The 18,342-nt window shown below is 51.6% G+C and carries 17 protein-coding genes; 12 read left to right on the top strand and 5 right to left on the bottom strand.

All coding sequences use genetic code 11. The features are described from left to right. Positions 1-58: 58 nt before the first annotated feature. From AC4G46_RS21065 to AC4G46_RS21030, 8 genes are all read left to right on the top strand, one after another. Positions 59-577: a cell wall elongation regulator TseB-like domain-containing protein gene (locus tag AC4G46_RS21065; RefSeq protein ID WP_491124433.1), complete on the top strand. Its 519-nt coding sequence runs from the start codon at positions 59-61 to the stop codon at positions 575-577. 657 nt (positions 578-1,234) lie between these two features. Next, complete coding sequence (locus tag AC4G46_RS21060; protein WP_491124432.1) at positions 1,235-1,777, top strand: hypothetical protein; 543 nt, start codon at positions 1,235-1,237, stop codon at positions 1,775-1,777. Then, on the top strand, positions 1,770-3,272 hold the full coding sequence (locus AC4G46_RS21055) for an AAA family ATPase (protein WP_491124431.1): 1,503 nt from the start codon (positions 1,770-1,772) through the stop codon (positions 3,270-3,272). Before AC4G46_RS21060 ends, AC4G46_RS21055 begins: the two co-directional genes overlap by 8 nt. Positions 3,273-3,404: 132 nt before the next feature. Then, positions 3,405-4,277, top strand: coding sequence for a 3-hydroxyacyl-CoA dehydrogenase family protein (locus AC4G46_RS21050; protein ID WP_068728657.1), 873 nt, complete (start codon positions 3,405-3,407; stop codon positions 4,275-4,277). Next, positions 4,274-5,482, top strand: a complete 1,209-nt coding sequence (locus AC4G46_RS21045) for an acetate/propionate family kinase (RefSeq protein ID WP_491124430.1) — start codon at positions 4,274-4,276, stop codon at positions 5,480-5,482. The genes AC4G46_RS21050 and AC4G46_RS21045 overlap by 4 nt, the downstream gene beginning before the upstream one ends. A gap of 21 nt (positions 5,483-5,503) precedes the next feature. Continuing rightward, the gene (gene asnS, locus AC4G46_RS21040; RefSeq protein WP_491124429.1) at positions 5,504-6,799 is read left to right on the top strand and encodes an asparagine--tRNA ligase; all 1,296 of its coding nucleotides are present in this window, start codon (positions 5,504-5,506) and stop codon (positions 6,797-6,799) included. Between the two features lie 22 nt (positions 6,800-6,821). Then, on the top strand, positions 6,822-7,553 hold the full coding sequence (locus tag AC4G46_RS21035) for a DnaD domain protein (protein ID WP_491124428.1): 732 nt from the start codon (positions 6,822-6,824) through the stop codon (positions 7,551-7,553). 286 nt (positions 7,554-7,839) lie between these two features. Continuing rightward, positions 7,840-8,361: a hypothetical protein gene (locus AC4G46_RS21030; protein WP_491124427.1), complete on the top strand. Its 522-nt coding sequence runs from the start codon at positions 7,840-7,842 to the stop codon at positions 8,359-8,361. Between the two features lie 181 nt (positions 8,362-8,542). Here the strand turns inward: AC4G46_RS21030 and proC are convergent, their stop codons facing one another. The 3 genes from proC to proB form a co-directional block, all read right to left on the bottom strand. Then, positions 8,543-9,418 carry a pyrroline-5-carboxylate reductase gene (gene proC, locus AC4G46_RS21025; protein WP_491124426.1) on the bottom strand — a complete coding sequence of 292 codons (876 nt, stop codon included), beginning with the start codon at positions 9,416-9,418 and terminating at the stop codon, positions 8,543-8,545. Positions 9,419-9,499: 81 nt separating this feature from the next. Next, on the bottom strand, positions 9,500-10,747 hold the full coding sequence (locus AC4G46_RS21020; protein ID WP_491124425.1) for a glutamate-5-semialdehyde dehydrogenase: 1,248 nt from the start codon (positions 10,745-10,747) through the stop codon (positions 9,500-9,502). Between the two features lie 44 nt (positions 10,748-10,791). Continuing rightward, positions 10,792-11,895, bottom strand: coding sequence for a glutamate 5-kinase (proB, locus tag AC4G46_RS21015; protein WP_491124424.1), 1,104 nt, complete (start codon positions 11,893-11,895; stop codon positions 10,792-10,794). A gap of 438 nt (positions 11,896-12,333) precedes the next feature. On the opposite strand from proB, the gene AC4G46_RS21010 reads away from it, so the two are divergent. Continuing rightward, positions 12,334-12,531: a hypothetical protein gene (locus AC4G46_RS21010; RefSeq protein ID WP_491124423.1), complete on the top strand. Its 198-nt coding sequence runs from the start codon at positions 12,334-12,336 to the stop codon at positions 12,529-12,531. 130 nt (positions 12,532-12,661) lie between these two features. Here the strand turns inward: AC4G46_RS21010 and AC4G46_RS21005 are convergent, their stop codons facing one another. Together AC4G46_RS21005 and AC4G46_RS21000 are read right to left on the bottom strand one after the other, a co-directional pair. Next, entirely contained in the window at positions 12,662-13,573 is a 912-nt protein-coding gene (locus tag AC4G46_RS21005) for a LysR family transcriptional regulator (protein ID WP_491124422.1), read from the bottom strand. Between the two features lie 106 nt (positions 13,574-13,679). Then, positions 13,680-14,249, bottom strand: coding sequence for a hypothetical protein (locus AC4G46_RS21000; RefSeq protein WP_491124421.1), 570 nt, complete (start codon positions 14,247-14,249; stop codon positions 13,680-13,682). A gap of 219 nt (positions 14,250-14,468) precedes the next feature. Between AC4G46_RS21000 and leuC the strand changes: the two genes are divergently transcribed. The 3 genes from leuC to AC4G46_RS20985 all read left to right on the top strand — a co-directional run bounded on the left by leuC (position 14,469) and on the right by AC4G46_RS20985 (position 18,325). Further along, positions 14,469-15,893, top strand: a complete 1,425-nt coding sequence (leuC, locus tag AC4G46_RS20995) for a 3-isopropylmalate dehydratase large subunit (protein ID WP_491124420.1) — start codon at positions 14,469-14,471, stop codon at positions 15,891-15,893. A gap of 33 nt (positions 15,894-15,926) precedes the next feature. Then, positions 15,927-16,532 (top strand): 3-isopropylmalate dehydratase small subunit, encoded by a 606-nt coding sequence (leuD, locus tag AC4G46_RS20990; RefSeq protein ID WP_491124419.1) that lies wholly within the window; start codon positions 15,927-15,929, stop codon positions 16,530-16,532. Between the two features lie 191 nt (positions 16,533-16,723). Further along, a complete protein-coding gene (locus tag AC4G46_RS20985) occupies positions 16,724-18,325 on the top strand; it encodes an N-acetylmuramoyl-L-alanine amidase family protein (protein WP_491124418.1) in 1,602 nt (533 codons plus the stop codon). Positions 18,326-18,342: the final 17 nt, after the last annotated feature.

The raw sequence follows: 18,342 nt of genomic DNA, 5'->3' as shown, positions 1-18,342 counted from the left end.
TCGAATGCAAGGCGACCGGATCTTACGGTCAGTTATTTAGAAGAAAGGGAGCTGCACTTTGAGGAAAAGGAAAAAATGGCTTCCGCTGGCGATCAGTGCGGCACTGCTCCTTTTGTTCGGACTAGGTCAGTTCTATGCCTATATCATGAAGGACCAGTGGGCCGAGCGCAGCGCAGCCAGGGAAGTGGCCAGAAGCCGTGCCGGACTGACTGAGGTGACCAAAGCCCAGAAATCCGTCTGGGATGAAAATGCAGCCTATTGGGTGCTTACAGGAAAGAATGAGGCGGGCACCGAGCTGATGGTCTGGGTCCGCTTTACACTTGACGGTAAACCGGCAGGAGGCGACAACGATATTTACGCGGCAGAGCTGTCGAAGGGTACCTCAGAGCAGCAGATCCGGGAGAAGCTTGCTTCTGAGCTGCCCGGTGCCGACATCAGACGGCTTTTGCCCGGCGTATTTAATGGAGAATATGCATGGCAGGTCTTCTACAAGCAGGAAGGACGGTATTATTACCAGTTCTACCGGTTCAGCGATGGTACGGCAATCGGGGAAGGCTATAGCCTGCCGAGTAAATAATACAGCAGGAACGGCATAAGCAGCAGGTGGACGTAATGGTCCGGCTGCTGTTTTTGTTATGCTAAATCTTGTGAATATGATGATTTATGCAATTTTTGATATACAATTAATATAGCAATTCTTATACTGAAGCGGTTGTTAGTCAAACATTGGTAGAGAGAGAAATTACAGTGGATACCGAACGTGATCTTAGGCAGGCCGGGAAAATGTTTGTGAAAATTCTGGGCGGGCATTTATTCGGCATCTATCTGCACGGTGCCACTGATTAATTACCGCCTGGCGGAGTACACTGGAACAAGCTTCCCCGGTGATGTGAATCCTCCTGAAAATAGGGGGATTTTACGGTTTATATTACGGAACGGATTAACGGAGTGACAGATAAAGTTGTCTGGAATGCCAAATAGAAGACATGGATGATCTCATCATTCATGTCTTTTTTGTCGATATGAAATAGAAAAAAGGAGTGTAACCAAAAATTAGTATCGAAAATTTAAAATATATTCACAAATTTATGCGGAATCGTATATACACCTATGATATACTAGTCCATGTACTTAAGACATGCGAAAGAGCATGCCGGATAATAAGTTATCGCTAAACATGCTATCTTCATTATTTCTTTATTATATTGGCTTACATCTGAGAGGAGGACGTTGCTTGAAATTACGTCTCGTACCTGTGCTGTTAACGTCTCTGTTGTCTGCGGCGCTGCTGTTTGGAGGCTGGTATGCTTACCGCCAGTTCGCTGTCCAGGATCCGCTCCAGAAAATTGTATCATCCTATGAAGGAGTCAATGAATCACATATTAGTATTAACCGCAATGAAGTGACTTTGAAACTTAATCTTGAACCTGGAACGAAATTGCGTGAGCTTGTGCAGTATGTTAATAGTGAAGGTAAGTCAGCAATCGGCAGCCGTACGCTTAAGCTTGATGTTGACCAGAACTCCAGTGCATTGCTTGATGAATATTGGGACAAGGCGATGTTTTCCGTAGCAGAAGCGATGGAGAGCCGTAAATATACACTGATTCCTGCCAAGCTAGACGGACTCAAAGCCCAAAGCTCCGAGTTTCAGAATGTGACAGCAACGACAGAAATCGACGACAATAACGTCTACGTGAGCCTGAGTGACGGTAAACAGAGCAAGTTTATTATTTTACCGCGGGTTCCCGGAACGATGGGAGTGTGGAATAATGCCTAAGTATTGGAAGGAAATCCTCGCCGGTTTTGCTCCGGTGCTGCTCGTTTTTATGGCTTTTGTCGGCATTAATATTTTCCCGGTTGTTATCGCTGCCGGCATGCTCGGGGCCCTGCTGCTGATTGCCCATCTGCGCGGCGGTTTGACAGTCAATGCCGGTGCAGACAAAAAGCGCAAGAAGAACGGCCCGTCGAAGCTTACCTTTGAGGAGATCGGCGGCCAGGACAATGCCAAGCAGGAGCTGCGTGAGGCCCTTGACTTTCTGATCCGTCATGAAGAGATCAGCAAGTTCGGGATCCGCCCGCTCAAGGGAATTCTGCTGACCGGACCTCCGGGGACAGGGAAGACGCTGATGGCCAAAGCTGCGGCACATTATACCAATTCCGTCTTTGTTGCGGCATCAGGCAGTGAGTTTGTGGAAATGTATGTAGGTGTCGGTGCCGGACGTATCCGTGATTTATTTAAAGATGCCCGTACCCGTGCCGTTAAGGAAAATAAGCAAAGTGCCATTATTTTTATCGATGAGATTGATGTGATCGGCGGCAAGCGCGAAGGCGGACAGCAGCGCGAGTATGACCAGACACTGAACCAGCTGCTGACTGAGATGGACGGGATCTACAATAACGATGCACCGCGGATTCTGCTGATAGCCGCAACGAACCGTAAGGAAATGCTGGATTCCGCATTGCTGCGTCCAGGTCGGTTTGACCGCCACATTCAGGTGGATATGCCCGATAAAAAGGGCCGCAAGTCCATTCTCGACCTCCATGCCAAGAATAAGCCGCTGCATGCCGGTGTTGATCTGGACAAAATCGCCGAGGAAGCCTACGGGTTCTCCGGTGCCCAGCTGGAAAGCGTCATGAACGAAGCGGCGATTTATATGATGCGCGAAAATCTTACCGAAGTGGAGCAGCGCCATCTGTCCTCAGCAATCGACAAGGTGATGATGGGCGAGAAGACAGACCGTGAGACCAACCAGGAAGAAAAGCGGCGGGTGGCGATCCACGAGCTGGGCCATGCGATTATGGCGGAGCTGCTGCGTCCGGGAAGCGTTAGCCAGGTAACACTGACTCCGCGGGGACAGGCACTCGGTTATGTGCGGCACAATCCGCAGACAGAGCAGTACCTGTATACAAAGGATTATCTGGAGCACCAGATCATGATTGCGCTTGGCGGTGCAGCCTCCGAGGAAATGTATTACGGGGGACGCAGCACAGGATCACGCGGTGACTTTGATCAGGCCCTGAATATTGTAGAGACCATGATGAAGTCAGGCCTCACCTCACTGGGGATCGCAAATCTGCAAATGGTTACCACAGAAGAGCTTATGAAAGAAAACAGTAAAATACTGGATGATCTCATGATCCGGACGCGTGACCTGCTGGAGAATCAGCGTAACATCTTTGATTACTCCCTTGACATCCTTATGAAGGAAGAAGTTCTCTCCGGAGAGCAATTTCGTTGTCAATTTCGTGACAGTGTAAAATTACCGGCATAAATATTTATGCCGGTTATTTTTTTTTACTTTTGAGACATGCTAAGATATTATTATATGTCGTGCTACATATTTTTTTCGACAGACAAGGTACAATACAAAAGTATAGATACCTGAAAGGATGGAGGCTTTTACATGAAGTTTAAAAAGATTGGTGTCATCGGCGGTGGCACAATGGGACAAGGGATTGCCGAAATGCTGGCAGCCAAAGGCCTGGATGTATTACTGGTGGAGAAAAACGCAGAAAGACTGGACTACTCCTATGAGATGATCGAGACAAATCTCGATAAGCAATTGGAGAAATGGGCAATTACCCAGGCTGAGAAGAAGCTGATTCTGAGCCGTATCCAGAAAGTGACACACTTCGCTGAGCTCAGCTCCTGCGATATGGTCATCGAAACCATTACTGAAGATCTTGAAGATAAGCAAAAAGTGTTCAACCAGCTTGACCAGGTGTGTCCAAGCCACATTATTCTGGCCAGCAACACTTCTACACTAAGCTTGACTGAGCTTGCCAGCTCTACAATGTATCCTGAACGCGTTATTGGCATGCATTTCATACATCCTGTCGGCAAGGTGGATCTTGTCGAAATCGTGCGCGGTCTGAAAACCTCTGACAGCACTTTTGAAGATACCAAAACCTTTGTTGATGAAATCGTTGAGAAGAAGGGCGTAATGATTTATGAATCCCCGGGATTTGTAACTTCACGCCTAATTTGCCTGTTCATTAACGAAGCTATGCACGTCCTGCAGGAAGGTGTTGCTTCACCTGAGGATATCGATGACGCAATGCGTATCGGTTACCAGTTCCAGCACGGGCCGCTTGAAATGGCTGACCGTTTCGGCCTGGATTCCGTACTTGCCGCACTTGAGAACATGTTCCGTGAATATGGAGAGCTGAAATACCGTCCATCCACGATTCTTAAGAAAATGGTGCGTGCAGGACAACTGGGTGCTAAATCGGGCGAAGGCTTCTTCAAGTATGACAAGGATGGTGACCGTGTATGAACGTTCTAGTAATTAACTCCGGCAGTTCTTCTTTGAAATATCAGCTGTACAATATGACTGATGAGTCTGTTCTGGCCAAAGGTCTGGTAGAGCGCATCGGGATGGATTCCTCCATTCTGACCCATAAGCCGACCGGCAAACAAGATGTAACTGAAGTCAGCGAAATTCTGGAGCACAACACCGCAATCCGCAAAGTGCTTGCCTGCCTGACTGACAGCGAGCATGGTGTAATCAGCTCTATTGAAGAAATCAATGCTGTAGGCCACCGTGTCGTGCACGGCGGTGAGTACTTCAAGGAATCCGCCCTGGTGGACGGCGACGCCAAGTCCAAAATCCGCCAGCTGTTTGACCTTGCACCGCTGCACAACCCTGCTGCAGTAATGGGGATTACAGCAACTGAAATCAATATGCCGGGTGTACCGCAGGCTGTTATTTTTGACACTGCATTCCACCAGACTATGCCGGAAAAAGCTTATATGTACGCCATTCCAAGAGTGCTGTACAACAAATACAAAGTCCGCCGCTACGGCGCGCACGGTACTTCCCATGACTTCGTAAGCAAAGCTGCTGCCGAGTATCTGGACCGTCCGCTGGAAGATCTGAAGATCATTACCTGTCACATCGGTAACGGTGCGAGCGTAACTGCGGTTCAGGGCGGTGTATCCGTTGACACTTCCATGGGGATGACCCCGCTGGAAGGCCTGATGATGGGTACACGCAGCGGTGACCTCGATCCGGCTATCGTTCCTTATGTAATGAACAAGGAAGAGCTGTCTGTCGGCGAAGTGAACTCCATGCTGAACAAGCACAGCGGTCTGCTGGCTATTTCCGGCGTGAGCAGCGACATGCGCGACATTATCGACGGAGCAGAGAAGGGCGAGCCCAATTCTACGCTTGCTTTTGAAATGTATGAATACCGTCTGCGCAAATACATCGGTTCCTATGCAGCAGCTATGAACGGTGTGGATATTATCGTCTTCACAGCGGGTGTCGGCGAGAATGCCTCACTGCTGCGTGAAAGGGTACTGAACAATCTGACGTTCCTGGGCATCGAGCTTGATGCTGAGGCTAACAAGGTCCGTTCGGGTGATCCGCGCCGCATCTCCACAGCTGATTCCAAGGTGCAGGTGCTGGTGGTTCCGACAAACGAAGAGCTTGTCATTGCCCGCGATACCTATCGCCTGGTGCAAGGAATTAACGGCTAAATTAGAGGAGAGATCTTAGGCATGGCTAACAAAAGTGTGATCAAGAATGTGAATGAGCATGTCGGAGAGAGTGTTGTCATCGGCTGTTGGGTGAACAATAAGCGCTCCAGCGGTAAAATTCAATTCCTGCAGCTTCGGGATGGTACAGGTTATATCCAGGGCGTTGTGGTGAAATCGGAAGTGCCTGAGCAGGTATGGGACGATGCCAAGAGCCTCACCCAGGAAAGCTCATTGTACGTAACGGGCATTATCCGTGAAGAGCCGCGCAGCCAGTCCGGATATGAAATGACAGTTACCGGAATCGAAGTGCTGCATCTCACTGAGAATTATCCGATTACCCCTAAAGAGCATGGCGTTGACTTCCTGATGGATCACCGTCACCTCTGGCTGCGTTCCTCGAAGCAGCGTGCGGTACTCGTGATCCGTGCGGAAATTATCCGTGCGATCCAGCAGTTCTTTAACGAAAATGACTTTACCAAGGTGGACCCGCCGATCCTGACACCAACCTCGGCTGAAGGAACCACCAACCTGTTCCATACGAAATATTTCGATGAGGATGCCTACCTGACACAAAGCGGCCAGCTGTATATGGAAGCTGCAGCTATGGCGCTTGGCAAGGTGTATTCCTTTGGTCCTACCTTCCGTGCAGAGAAATCCAAGACCCGCCGCCATTTGATTGAGTTCTGGATGATCGAGCCGGAAATGGCCTTCACTGATCATGAAGAGAGCCTTGTAGTACAGGAGAACTTCATCAGCTTTATCGTGCAATCCGTCCTGACGAACTGCCGCGCTGAGCTTGAAGCGGTAGGCCGCGATGTCTCCAAGCTGGAGAACATCAAAGCACCGTTCCCGCGGATCACCTATGATGATGCGATCAAGTTCCTGAATGATAACGGCCATGAAATTGCCTGGGGCGACGACTTCGGTGCACCGCATGAAACTGCGATTGCTGAAGCTAACGACAAGCCTGTGTTTATTACGCATTATCCGGCGTCATTCAAGGCATTCTATATGAAGCCGCACCCTGAACGTCCAGAGGTTGTGCTATGCGCGGATATGATCGCGCCTGAGGGCTACGGTGAAATCATCGGCGGTTCGCAGCGTATCGACGATCCGTTACTACTGGAACAGCGCTTCAAAGAGCATAATCTTTCCATGGATACTTACAAGTGGTATATGGACCTGCGTACCTACGGTTCCGTGCCTCACTCCGGCTTCGGTCTGGGACTTGAGCGCACAGTAGCCTGGATCTGCGGTCTGGATCATGTGCGTGAAACGATTCCGTTCCCGCGTACACTGTACCGTCTATACCCTTAAATAAAGTGAAAGGGGCAGAAGTATGGACGGCAAAGGATGGAATACCTGGGGTGAGGGCGCAGCATTTGGTCTTCAGCACGGGATGGCCGTCATTCCTTATGCACTCTTAAAATATTACCGGAAGCTGAATCTCAGCGGCGACGAAGCGATGCTCCTCATCCACCTGCTGTCTTTCCGGCAGGTGGAGGGCATTGATTTTCCGTCGCTGGAGGATCTGCAAACTGTGACCGGCCGGAGCATTTCCGTAATTGCCGGAGAGCTGCAGAAGCTGATGAAGGAAGGCTTTATCAGCATTGACGGAACCAATGACGAGCTTAGGGATTTTCATTACGAGCAGTACAATTTTACAGGATTGTTCAACAAGCTGGGTGCTGTTCTGGCTGAAGTTGCTCAAGAGGCTGCTGAGGGCAGATCTGCCGGATCTAATCATTCCGGTCATGCTACAACGCGGATTGCCGCAAGTCCTGCTGCTACAGTAGCTGTGGAAGCGGAGAGCCGCAATCTGTTCAGCATCTTCGAGAAGGAATTTGGCCGGCCGCTGTCGCCGATGGAGTGTGAGACCATTTCCGGCTGGGTCGATCAGGACCGGTATCCGGAGGAGCTTATTCTGCTGGCGCTGAAAGAGTCAGTATTTGCCGGCAAGGTTCATTTCCGCTACATTGACCGAATCCTGCTGGAATGGTCACGCAACCGGGTGAAGAATGCCCAGGACGTCAAGAACTATAACCAGAAATTCCGCAACGGCGGAAGATGATGGCCTGAATGATGAAAAGTCTGCTGCCTTGGGCAACCAAGCGCGGCAGGCTTTTTTTGCTTTTGTACGTGCCTCCTCAGTTCAGAGTAAGGTGTGGTGTGGTGATGGCCGCATTGGCTAAATGGGAAAGTAAGAGTTGACGGGGGAGTGGCAGATTGGAGGTCAGATGGCAAAGATTGCAGCGAAAAGTGGTATCAGGTAAAATTTGACTGTTGTAGTATGGAGTGGATGAGTATATTTGCTGTCTCTAGCAGAAAATTTTTGTTATTGATATGGAGGAGCATTAATGCGGATAAAAGGTATAGCTATTTCTTTGGCGGCTGCAGCTATAGTATCCGGCATCGCAGCAATCGTTATTACACTTTCAGCAGGAGACTCAGAATTCGTGCAAGAGCAGCTTATTGTGGATAATGCATCAAAGGTGTCCAGTCAGACTCAACCCCCTGCAATGCAGCAGCCAGAAGAAAAAGTGAATGTCGTGGCAGAAATATCGGGCACCAATGACGGTAAGGAATTATCAGTTAGCATGGGGGCAGAGGGGGATACCAGCTTTGCAATTATGAACAAGGAACAAGGCGATGTGGTAACGATTAAAGTCGAATCGGAGCAGGCAAATAAGCTTGAAGTCGGCATTATGTCTGTCTCCAGCGACCAAGTGTACAGTGAGGTGATTCCGGACGGGACAGGGGAGATCAAGATTACGGTGCCGTCAGACGGAGAATATCGGATGTACATCAAAAATCACTCATCAAAAGAGGCCCGTTTCCTTCTGATCCTGGACGAGCCGCTCACAGGTCCGCTTGTATGATTTGATTTCAATACAGGCAGGGCAACTAATAGAAACTCCCCCGTCAGTAATCCTTATCGGATGCTGACGGAGGAGTTATTGCAGGCGCAGCGGAGTTGGCTGGTGTTCCGCTGACTGATAGAATTGTCTGACAAATAGCGTTTTATGGACTTAGATCAGCTGTTCAGAATCATCCAGGAGCTTACTGGTTCTTAAACAGCTCTTTTTCCACGGCTGCCCCCATCTCACGGGAGCGTTCGGCGCAGCGGTTCACTGCGGCGATGACCGTTTCGAAGAAGTCGCCCTTGTCCAGCGCTTCGATCGCTGCCTGGGTGGAGCCGTTTGGCGAAGTGACCTTTTTGCGCAGGGATGCCGGATCCTCTCCGGTCTGCTGTACCATCCGGGCAGCTCCCAGTACGCTCTGCACGGTCAGCTCTGAGCTCTGCTCAGCTGTTAATCCGCCGCGGATGCCCGCAGCAGTCATCGCTTCCATCATGTAATAGATGTAGGCCGGTCCGCTGCCGGAGATACCGGTCAGAATCTCCATCCGTTCCTCTTCGATAACGGAAGTGATGCCCACCGATTCGAAGATATTTAGTGCCAGACGCCGGCCGTCCTCGCCGACTTCCTTGGAGAAGGCGATGCCTGTTGCGCCGAGTCCGATTGTGCTTGAGGTGTTCGGCATGGTGCGGATCACCGGCTGCGGCGTGCCGAGCAGACCCTGGATGGTGCGGATTGTAAGACCCGCAATAACGGAGACGATAAGCTGGTCCGGCTGGAGCAGCGGAGCCAGCCCGCGCAGCGCTTCAGCAGCATCCTTCGGTTTCATTGCCAGGACGATAACCTGGGCATTCTTCAGGATTTCCGTTTTTTGCTGCGGGTCATTGCTGCCCTGCACGCCATAACGGCTGCGCAGTTCGGCCAGACGTTCGCTGCTGCTGCGGTTGAGCATGGTGATGCTGTCGGATGCAATAACATTGCGGGCAATCATGCCCCGCACAATGGCTTCCGCCATCGAGCCTGCCCCGTAGAATACGATATGTTCCTTAATAAGTGGAACGGATGGTTGCTGACACATGTTATGAGTCCCCCTAAAAGTTTTGTGAGCTTAACCTCACTGTATGATCCGCGTACAAAACTCTCTTCGTAAGCATCTCCGTTATCCCCGGATTTGTCCGGTTCCGCGGATGATATATTTGCAGGAAGTCAGTGCAGGCAGACCCATGGGCCCGCGGGCATGCAGCTTCTGGGTGCTGATGCCGATTTCGGCGCCAAAGCCGAATTCGAATCCGTCGGTGAACCGGGTGGATGCATTATGATACACTGCTGCAGCATCTACCTCCTGCAGGAAACGTGCGGCATGCCCGGCATTTTCGGTAACAATGCATTCCGAATGCTTGGTGCTGTATTCAGCGATATGACGCAGCGCTTCATCCAGCCCGCCGACGATACGGACATTAAGAATGTAGTCATTATATTCGGTTGCATAATCCTCAGCGGTTACCGGTACCGCCCAAGGAATCAGGGCTACCGTTTCCGGGCAGCCGCGCAGCTCAACATTAACCTTGCGGAAGGCTTCAGCCAGCGCCGGCAGATGCCGGGCGGCATATTCACGGCTGACAAGCAAGGTTTCCATGGAGTTGCAGACAGACGGGCGCTGGGCTTTGGCGTTAACGCTGATCCGTTCGGCCATTTCAGGCTGACAGCCTGCATCCAGATAAGTATGGCATATGCCTGCACCTGTTTCAATTACAGGCACTGTGGCGTTCATGACAACATTCTGGATCAGTGAGCTGCCACCGCGCGGGATGATTACATCCAGCAGGCCATTCAGCTTAAGCATCTCGTCAACAGAAGAACGGTTAGGATCTTCAATCAGCTGGAGGGCTGCAGGCGGAATGGACGTTTTGGCCAGCGCCGTGTGCAGCACTTCAACGATTTTGCGGTTGGAGGAGAGAGCAGAGGAGCCGCCGCGAAGAACCACGGCGTTGCCTGTCTTCAGGCAAAGGCCGGCGGCATCCACCGTTACGTTCGGACGGGCTTCATATATAATGCCGATCACTCCGAGCGGGACGCGGATTTTTTCGATAGACAGGCCGTTGGGACGCTCAAATTGTTCGAGTGTATCTCCTATAGGATCAGGCAGGACGGCAATCTGCTGCAAGCCTTCAGCGATTGCGCCGATCCGGCTGACATCCAATGCAAGGCGGTCGAGCATGGATTCCGGCGTACCGGCCTTACGCCCGCGCTCCAGGTCTTCGGCGTTGGCGGCGATAATGGACTGAGCCTCCTGACGCAAAGCATCAGCCATGACAAGCAATGCTTCATTTTTCTGGCCGGTGGTTAAGCTTGCTAGAACTCCTGTAGTCTCTTTGGCTAATGTGGCCTTATTAATCACTTCACTCATATTGTTCCCCCCTGAAAGGTAGTGTATGTTAATTGCCTTATCTGTTAGCGCAGCGTGATCCATTCATCACGGTGGATGACTTCAAGCCGGTGAACTTCACCAAGCTTGGGAACGATCTCCCGGCTCGGCAGGCCTTGAATGCTGCGGAGCTGGGTATCATCGTAGTTGACGATCCCCCGGCCCAGCAAGGTTGCATCTGGTCCAAGGACCTCAACGACATCACCGGAGTGGAAGCTGCCCTCGATCCGTTTGACACCTACCGGCAGCAGACTGTGTCCACCATGGAGCAGGGCTTCAACCGCTCCGTCATCGACATAAAGCGAGCCGAGCGGTGTTGACATAAAGCCGAGCCACTGTTTTTTGACCGGCAGGGAGGCGAGGGTAGTGTCAAAATAAGTGCCTTTCCCCGTGCCTGCTGCAGCCAGGCGCAAATCTCCGGGTTCAGAGGCGCGGCCGATAAAGACCGGAACCCCGCCGCGGGTTGCAATTTTGGCGGCATCAATTTTGGAACGCATTCCGCCTGTTCCGACACTCGAGCCGGCACCACCTGCGTAGGCATAGATTTCCGGCGTAATCTCCTCCACCCGGCTGAAGCGGACTGCTTCGGGATTCTTCCGCGGGTCTCCGCTGTACAACCCGTCCATATCGGTCAGCACCAGGAGGCGCGAGGCCTTCAAAAGATTGGCAACCAGTGCTGACAGTGTATCATTATCCCCGAATTTCAGCTCGTCGACCGATACTGTATCATTTTCGTTAAATACCGGGACGGCACCCTGTCTTAGCAGCTCCTCGACCGTCATCATCGCGTTATTCATCGCCCGGCGGCTGCAGAAGTCCGTGCGGGTCAGCAGAATTTGGGCGGTCGGCAGTCCGTGATGGGCAAAAGCCTCCTGATAAGCCTGCATCAGCATTACCTGCCCGACAGCAGCTGCAGCCTGCTTCTCATGCAGCAGCTTTGGCCTGGACGGATAACCGATGCCGCGGAATCCTGCGGCTACGGCCCCGGAGGTTACCAGCAGTACTTCACATCCGTCCTGGCGCAGAGCGGCAAGCTCAGCTGCGAAGAAGGCTACAGCCTCGCGGTTTAAGCCGCCTTCAGGGCCGGTCAGCGAGCTGCTGCCGATTTTGACTACAATACGTGTGGCCACTTTATCTTCACTTCCCTTTCAGAATTTCAGACTTGAAAACGACAAAAAGCCCCCATCCTAAGACTAAGCAAAGGACGAAAGCATGTTAACTTCCGCGGTACCACCTTCATTGATGAGGGAACATCCGACTTCATTCTCATAACGGGAGTATCCGTCCTGCAGGCAGCAGGCCGCTCGGGGGTAGGATTCAGAAATAACAACCGCGGTAAATTCTCTCAGCCTTCCGGAATTTACTCTCTGCTCACGGATAGAGACATTTCTTACTGGTCCCGTCTGCACGTTTCACTATTTGACAAATAGAATACCATGGCGGTGTACGGTTTGCAAAGGGAGTTTGCAGGAATATTTTTATGCGCTGAAGCTGCAGTGAAATGAGATGTTTACGCGCGGGGGGAACGGGTAATTTACTTATAATCTGTTACCAGGAGGTGCATCCACTTGAGTAAAGACAAGGTAATCGCGCAGGAACAGACTGAAAATGCCAAAGAGGCAGCGGAATTTCAGAATCAGACGATCCGTGATTTTGTTGAAGAGCGTGCTGCAGACACCAGAACCAAAGGACCGGTCAATGAGAGCACGACCCGCCTGCCGGACAACCAGAACCGGATGATCACTCAGCATAACCGCCAGATGTGATAAGGCTGTATGAACAGCGTGTCTGATGATCATTGTCAACGATGATTAGGTAGAGAATATAGAAGAGGCTCCCGGAATTCCGCTGACCAGCGAACTCCCGGGAGCCTTTTTATGCGGGTGTAATACAGATTCAGGCTTCCGCCAGACTGGCTACCGTATCCTTGAAGGTTTCAATAAATACCTCGGCTGCTTTGGAAAGATAGCGTCCCCTCCGATAGGCGATAACCAGTGTACGGCTCGGCACCGGCTCAGCCAGCGGCAGAAAGACGGGAACGAATTCACTTCGGGGGGCACGGGCGATAAAATGAGGTACCAGGGTAACCCCCATACCTGTGGCAACGAGGGACTGAATGGTCTCCATATTGTTGCTCTGAAAAACAATCTTCGGCTCAAAGCCGGCTTCCCGGCAGAGCTCCATCGTCATTTTGCGGAAGCCCTGGCCTTCTTTGAGTACAATAAAGGGCTCGTCCTTCAGTTCCTCTAGTGTAGTCCGGAGGCCTTCAGCCTTGCGAGAGGCCAGCGGATGGTCCGGCGGTACGGCCAGGTCGATCCGCTCCTCCCCGAGCACCTCATAGGCCAGTGTCGGAATTTCCAGCGGAAGGGAGAGCAGGCTTAAGTCCGTCTGACCGCCGGCGGTCAGCTTTTCCAGGTTCATAGAGGAATCCTCAAGCAGCGAAATTTCAATATCCGCATAGTTCTGCTTAAACACCGGCAGGACATGAGGAAGAAGATGGGCACCGGTAATCGGCATACTGCCGACAACCACACGGCCGGTGCGCAGTTGTGATATATCCGACATCTCCTGTCGCAGCAGCTCCACGGCAGCTATAATCGATTCCGCCTGCTCGACGAACCGTTCGCCGGCATGCGTCAGCTCAACTGAACTCGTATTACGCTGGAACAGCATTACCCCGAGTTCCTTTTCCAGCTTGGACAGCTGCTGGCTGAGCGAAGGCTGGGCTACATGCAATTTCTCTGCGGCACGCGAGAAGTTGCGCTCCGCTGCGATTTGCAGCGCGTACTGCAATTGTCTTAATTCCATAATCGTACCCCTTGTTTGCTTATAATACTTATAAGTATAGCCTATAAGAGGTCATTTTAATATAGCCCTGGGAGCTAGAGAAGCAAGAGAACCCCGAACGGGGCTCTTATTTCATTTCGGCCAGAGCCTTATCCATCTGCGCTTCATTAGCTTTAACAGAATCACTGTCAACAGCCTCAACGCCGAGGAAAGAATTCTTGGTGTTTTGATAGAACGCGGAAGCGAAATCCTTAATCGGCTCCCCGTCAGTATGCCTGCCCTCAACTACAACAGCTTTGAAGAGATTGGTCAGCATGTACTCGGCGTCCTCCATATGAGCCAGATAATTGCCGGCATTGTACTCCTCAACCACTTGTGATTCAAAGTCCGTCAGTTCTTCGGGAGAAGAGGAGTAGGCCTTGGCCAAAACTTCCACAGCGTCAGCCTTTTGGGTAGGCTCTGTATCCGATTGGGCAATCTGTCCGATAGCCGATTCCCAGCTTACGGACGGATTGCCGGCCGTGGGTTCAGCAGCAGGAGTATCTGCAGCGGGTGCAGCCGTTTCCTGTACTCCCTGTGTAGCGGCAGGAGCTGCCTGGTCTGCCGTTTCATTTCTTGCCGCAATCTGTCCGATGATACTGCCCAGCACAACTACTACTAGCCAGAACAGCCAGCGCTTGTAAAATGGTTTTTTCATTACTCTCTCCCCTAAGTCTAGTATTTTTGAAAATGATTTTATCAGATTTCGGAGTGGATTCAAAAATACATACCCCAATAATACTGCTTATAAGCGCAGGCTATTACTTTTATAGAAATCATATCTTGGAATTATAAACACGGCGATGTTATATTTAGAACATTCAAGAGAGACTCCACACTCTCTTCCAATGAACGATTCTACTAATGAGGTGAAATCATGAGCAACAAGACAATGTTTGAGAAAATCTGGGACAATCACGTTATTCATTCTGAGGAAGGCAAACCTAGTATCATTTATATCGATCTGCATCTGGTGCACGAGGTTACTTCCCCGCAGGCTTTTGAAGGACTCCGCCTGAGTGGCCGCAAGGTACGCCGTCCGGAGCTTACTTTTGCAACAATGGACCACAACGTTCCGACCAAGGACCGTTTCAATATTACGGATCCGATTTCCAAACAGCAGATCGACACCCTGTCGCAGAACTGCCGCGATTTCGGAGTCAGACTGTTTGACCTGAATGACATCGACCAAGGGGTCGTACACGTTATGGGACCGGAAATCGGTCTGACCCACCCGGGCAAAACGATTGTATGCGGCGACAGCCATACCTCCACACACGGCGCTTTCGGCGCACTGGCCTTCGGGATCGGTACAAGTGAAGTTGAGCATGTGCTCGCGACCCAGTGCCTGCAGCAGTCCAAAGCCAAAACAATGGAAGTCCGCTTTACCGGCAAGCGCAATCCGGGCGTAACCGCTAAGGATATGATTCTCGGTGTTATCGCCAAATACGGCACGGACTTTGCAACCGGATATGTTATTGAGTACACCGGCGAAGCGATCCGCGAGCTGTCGATGGAAGAACGGATGACGGTCTGCAACATGTCGATCGAGGGCGGGGCGAGAGCAGGTCTGATTGCTCCGGACGATACTACCTTTGAATATCTGCGCGGCCGTGAATATGTACCGCAGGGTGAAGCTTTTGACGCTGCTGTTGCTTCCTGGAGAACACTGGTGAGCGATGAAGGCGCACAATATGACACTGTTGTTGAGTTCGATGTTGAGACATTGATCCCGCAGGTAACCTGGGGCACAAGCCCGGGTATGGGGACAGACATCAGCTCAAGCGTGCCTAATCCTTCGGATTTCACTACTGAAAATGAACGTAAAGCTGCTGAAAAAGCGCTTGAATATATGGATTTGACTCCAGGCACCCCGATGTCCGAAATCGGCATCGACTATGTGTTTATCGGCTCCTGCACCAACGGCCGGATTGAGGACCTGCGCGCTGCTGCACAGGTAGCCAGAGGCCACAAGGTATCCGACAAAGTTACTGCGATTGTAGTTCCGGGCTCCGGACGCGTTAAAATGCAGGCGGAGAAGGAAGGTCTTGACAAAGTATTCACCGAAGCAGGCTTTGAGTGGCGTGAAGCAGGCTGCAGTATGTGCCTGGCGATGAACCCTGACGTTCTGCAGCCTGGACAGCGCTGTGCCTCGACCTCTAACCGTAACTTTGAAGGACGCCAGGGACGCGGCGGACGCACGCATCTGGTATCCCCGGCAATGGCGGCTGCCGCTGCCATCAAAGGCCGGTTTACTGATGTCCGTGACTGGAATTACAAGACGGAAGCCGTCAACGCATAGAAACTTTGAGAGAGAGCGGGAGGAAATAACACTATGGAAGCTTTTAAACAATTAAACGGAATCGTTGCCCCGGTTGACCGGGTAAATGTTGATACAGATGCTATTATCCCTAAGCAGTTCCTGAAGCGGATCGAACGGACCGGGTTCGGACAATTCCTGTTCTATGAATGGCGTTTTGACGAGGCGGGAAATGACAATCCTGCTTTTGAGATGAACAAGCCGCGTTACGAAGGCGCATCTGTGCTGATCTCCCGGGCCAACTTTGGCTGCGGCTCCTCCCGGGAGCACGCTCCATGGGCGATTATGGACTACGGCTTCAGAGTGGTAATTGCACCTTCCTATGCCGACATTTTCTACAATAACTGCTTCAAGAACGGTATCCTGCCGATCAAGCTGTCTGAGACTCAGGTTGATGATCTCTTTAACCGTACAGCTGAGCATGAGGGGTATAAGCTGAATGTAGATCTGGAAAATAAAACGCTGAGCGATGATTACGGGCTGAGCATCAGCTTTGAGCTGGATGAGCACCGCCGCCAGTTCCTGCTGCAGGGTCTGGATGACATCGGACTGACCCTTAAGCACGCCGACGAAATCGCTGCCTATGAAGAACGCCATGGTGCCAAGCTTTTCGCCAGATAAGGACAGCATAATCCGTTAACTTTACAAATTTTACACAAAACTTCTATTTCCGTGTACCGGAGATAGAAGTTTTTTTGCTATAATCGATATATTCATTGCCTGCACAGGCAACTTTTGGGGATTTCTGTCGTCTATAGCTTATCTGTGTATTATCGTAGTAACTATTATTTTCCAAAAAGGGAGAGTACGGGATGAGAAGAGCCGGACAACGGGTGTTATTGCTATTGCTGCTGCCGCTGCTGCTGCTGGCATTTGCCGGCAGGGAAGCTGCAGCCGCCGGACAAGGTGCCGGCCGGATTGTGATGGACAATCAGGAGCTTGCGCTGCCCCAGGGAATCAGCCTTGAAAACGTAAATGGAAGCGTTATGATTCCTATCCGGGTAGTAGTTGAGAACCTGGGCTTTGAGGTGCTGTGGGAACAAAAGACGAAGAAAGTAACGGTTCAGCAGGACGGAAAGACTGTTCAGCTGGCGGTGGGAAGTAAGACTGCTGAAGCTGACGGTGTAACCTTGTCACTAAATGCGGCACCCAAGCAGAACGGAGGAACCGTGCTTGTGCCGATCCGTTTTGTAAGCGAGCAGTTCGGGCTCAAGGTCGGCTGGGATAACAGCGACAAGACCGTGTATCTGAGCGGCGGGCAGACAAGCGGTACTGCGCCTTCCGTTGACCCGCTCCCGGCAGCTACTGCAACACCTCAGCCTGCTGCAACGGCAACACCTCAGCCTGCCGCCTCACCAACGGCAGCACCCTCTCCAACAGCGGTAACAGGCCAGGACGATGACATTGCGGGCGGGGTTAACGGTCCTCAATCTACTCCTGTTCCCGGAAGTGCCGGTACTGTGGCTACCACGCCTCAGGTGCTGGGAGCGGTGTTCAGTGAGAACCGGCTGATTGTAGCTGCGGCAGGAGGCGCCAAGCCTGCTGTATCCAGACTCAGCGGTCCTGACCGGATCATCGTTGATTTTGCAGGCGCATCCTTTGCCCCTGATTTTGTGGGCAGTCTGCCAAGCGTTGCACCGAACGGTACGCCGCAGGGCAAGCTTGATGTCACAGGATATCCGCTGGTTACGGAGGTAAGATATGCGCTGTTCAGCACGAGCCCCTCTACCGTCCGTTTTGTGATCCAGACCGTGGGCAGCCAGCCGTATCAGCTGAGCACAGACAGCAGTACAGGGCTTGTAACGATTGATCTCAACACAGCAAACAGCGGAGGCACTCCTGCAGCCGGCGCAGGGAGCTCTGGCAAACCGGTTGTCGTACTGGATGCCGGACACGGCGGCAAGCAGCCGGGGGCAGTGAGCCCTAACGGCAAGCTCGAGAAGGATGTTAATTTTGCGGTAGCCAATAAAGTCGGTGCCCTGCTTGCCCAGGACGGCAAGGTTGAGATCGTGTACACACGTACGACCGATCAGACCCTTGGTCTGCAGGACAGGGTTAATATTGCCGAGGCTGCCAAAGCCAATCTGTTCATTTCGTTTCATGGTAATTCACTGGATGTAACCTACCCCAACCGGGATAAGGTTAACGGCAGTGAAACCTATTATTCAAGAAGTGAGAGTCTGCCGCTGGCCCAGATTTTACATAAGCATCTGGTAGCAGGGACCGGCTTTAAGGATAACGGTGTCCGGAGCAAGAGTCTCCACGTGACCCGGGAGACTAGCATGCCGGCAGTACTGCTCGAGGTCGGGTACCTGACTAATCCCGGCAATGAAACGGCAATGTTCACTGAAACGCTGCAAAACAATCTGGCAAGGGAAATTGTGGCCGGAATCTATGAATATCTCGGATTGTAACGGATAAAGAGGCTGAG

The sequence above is a fragment of the Paenibacillus sp. fava2 genome, assembly GCF_058313675.1.
This window is presented reverse-complemented; position numbering and strand designations above follow the sequence as displayed.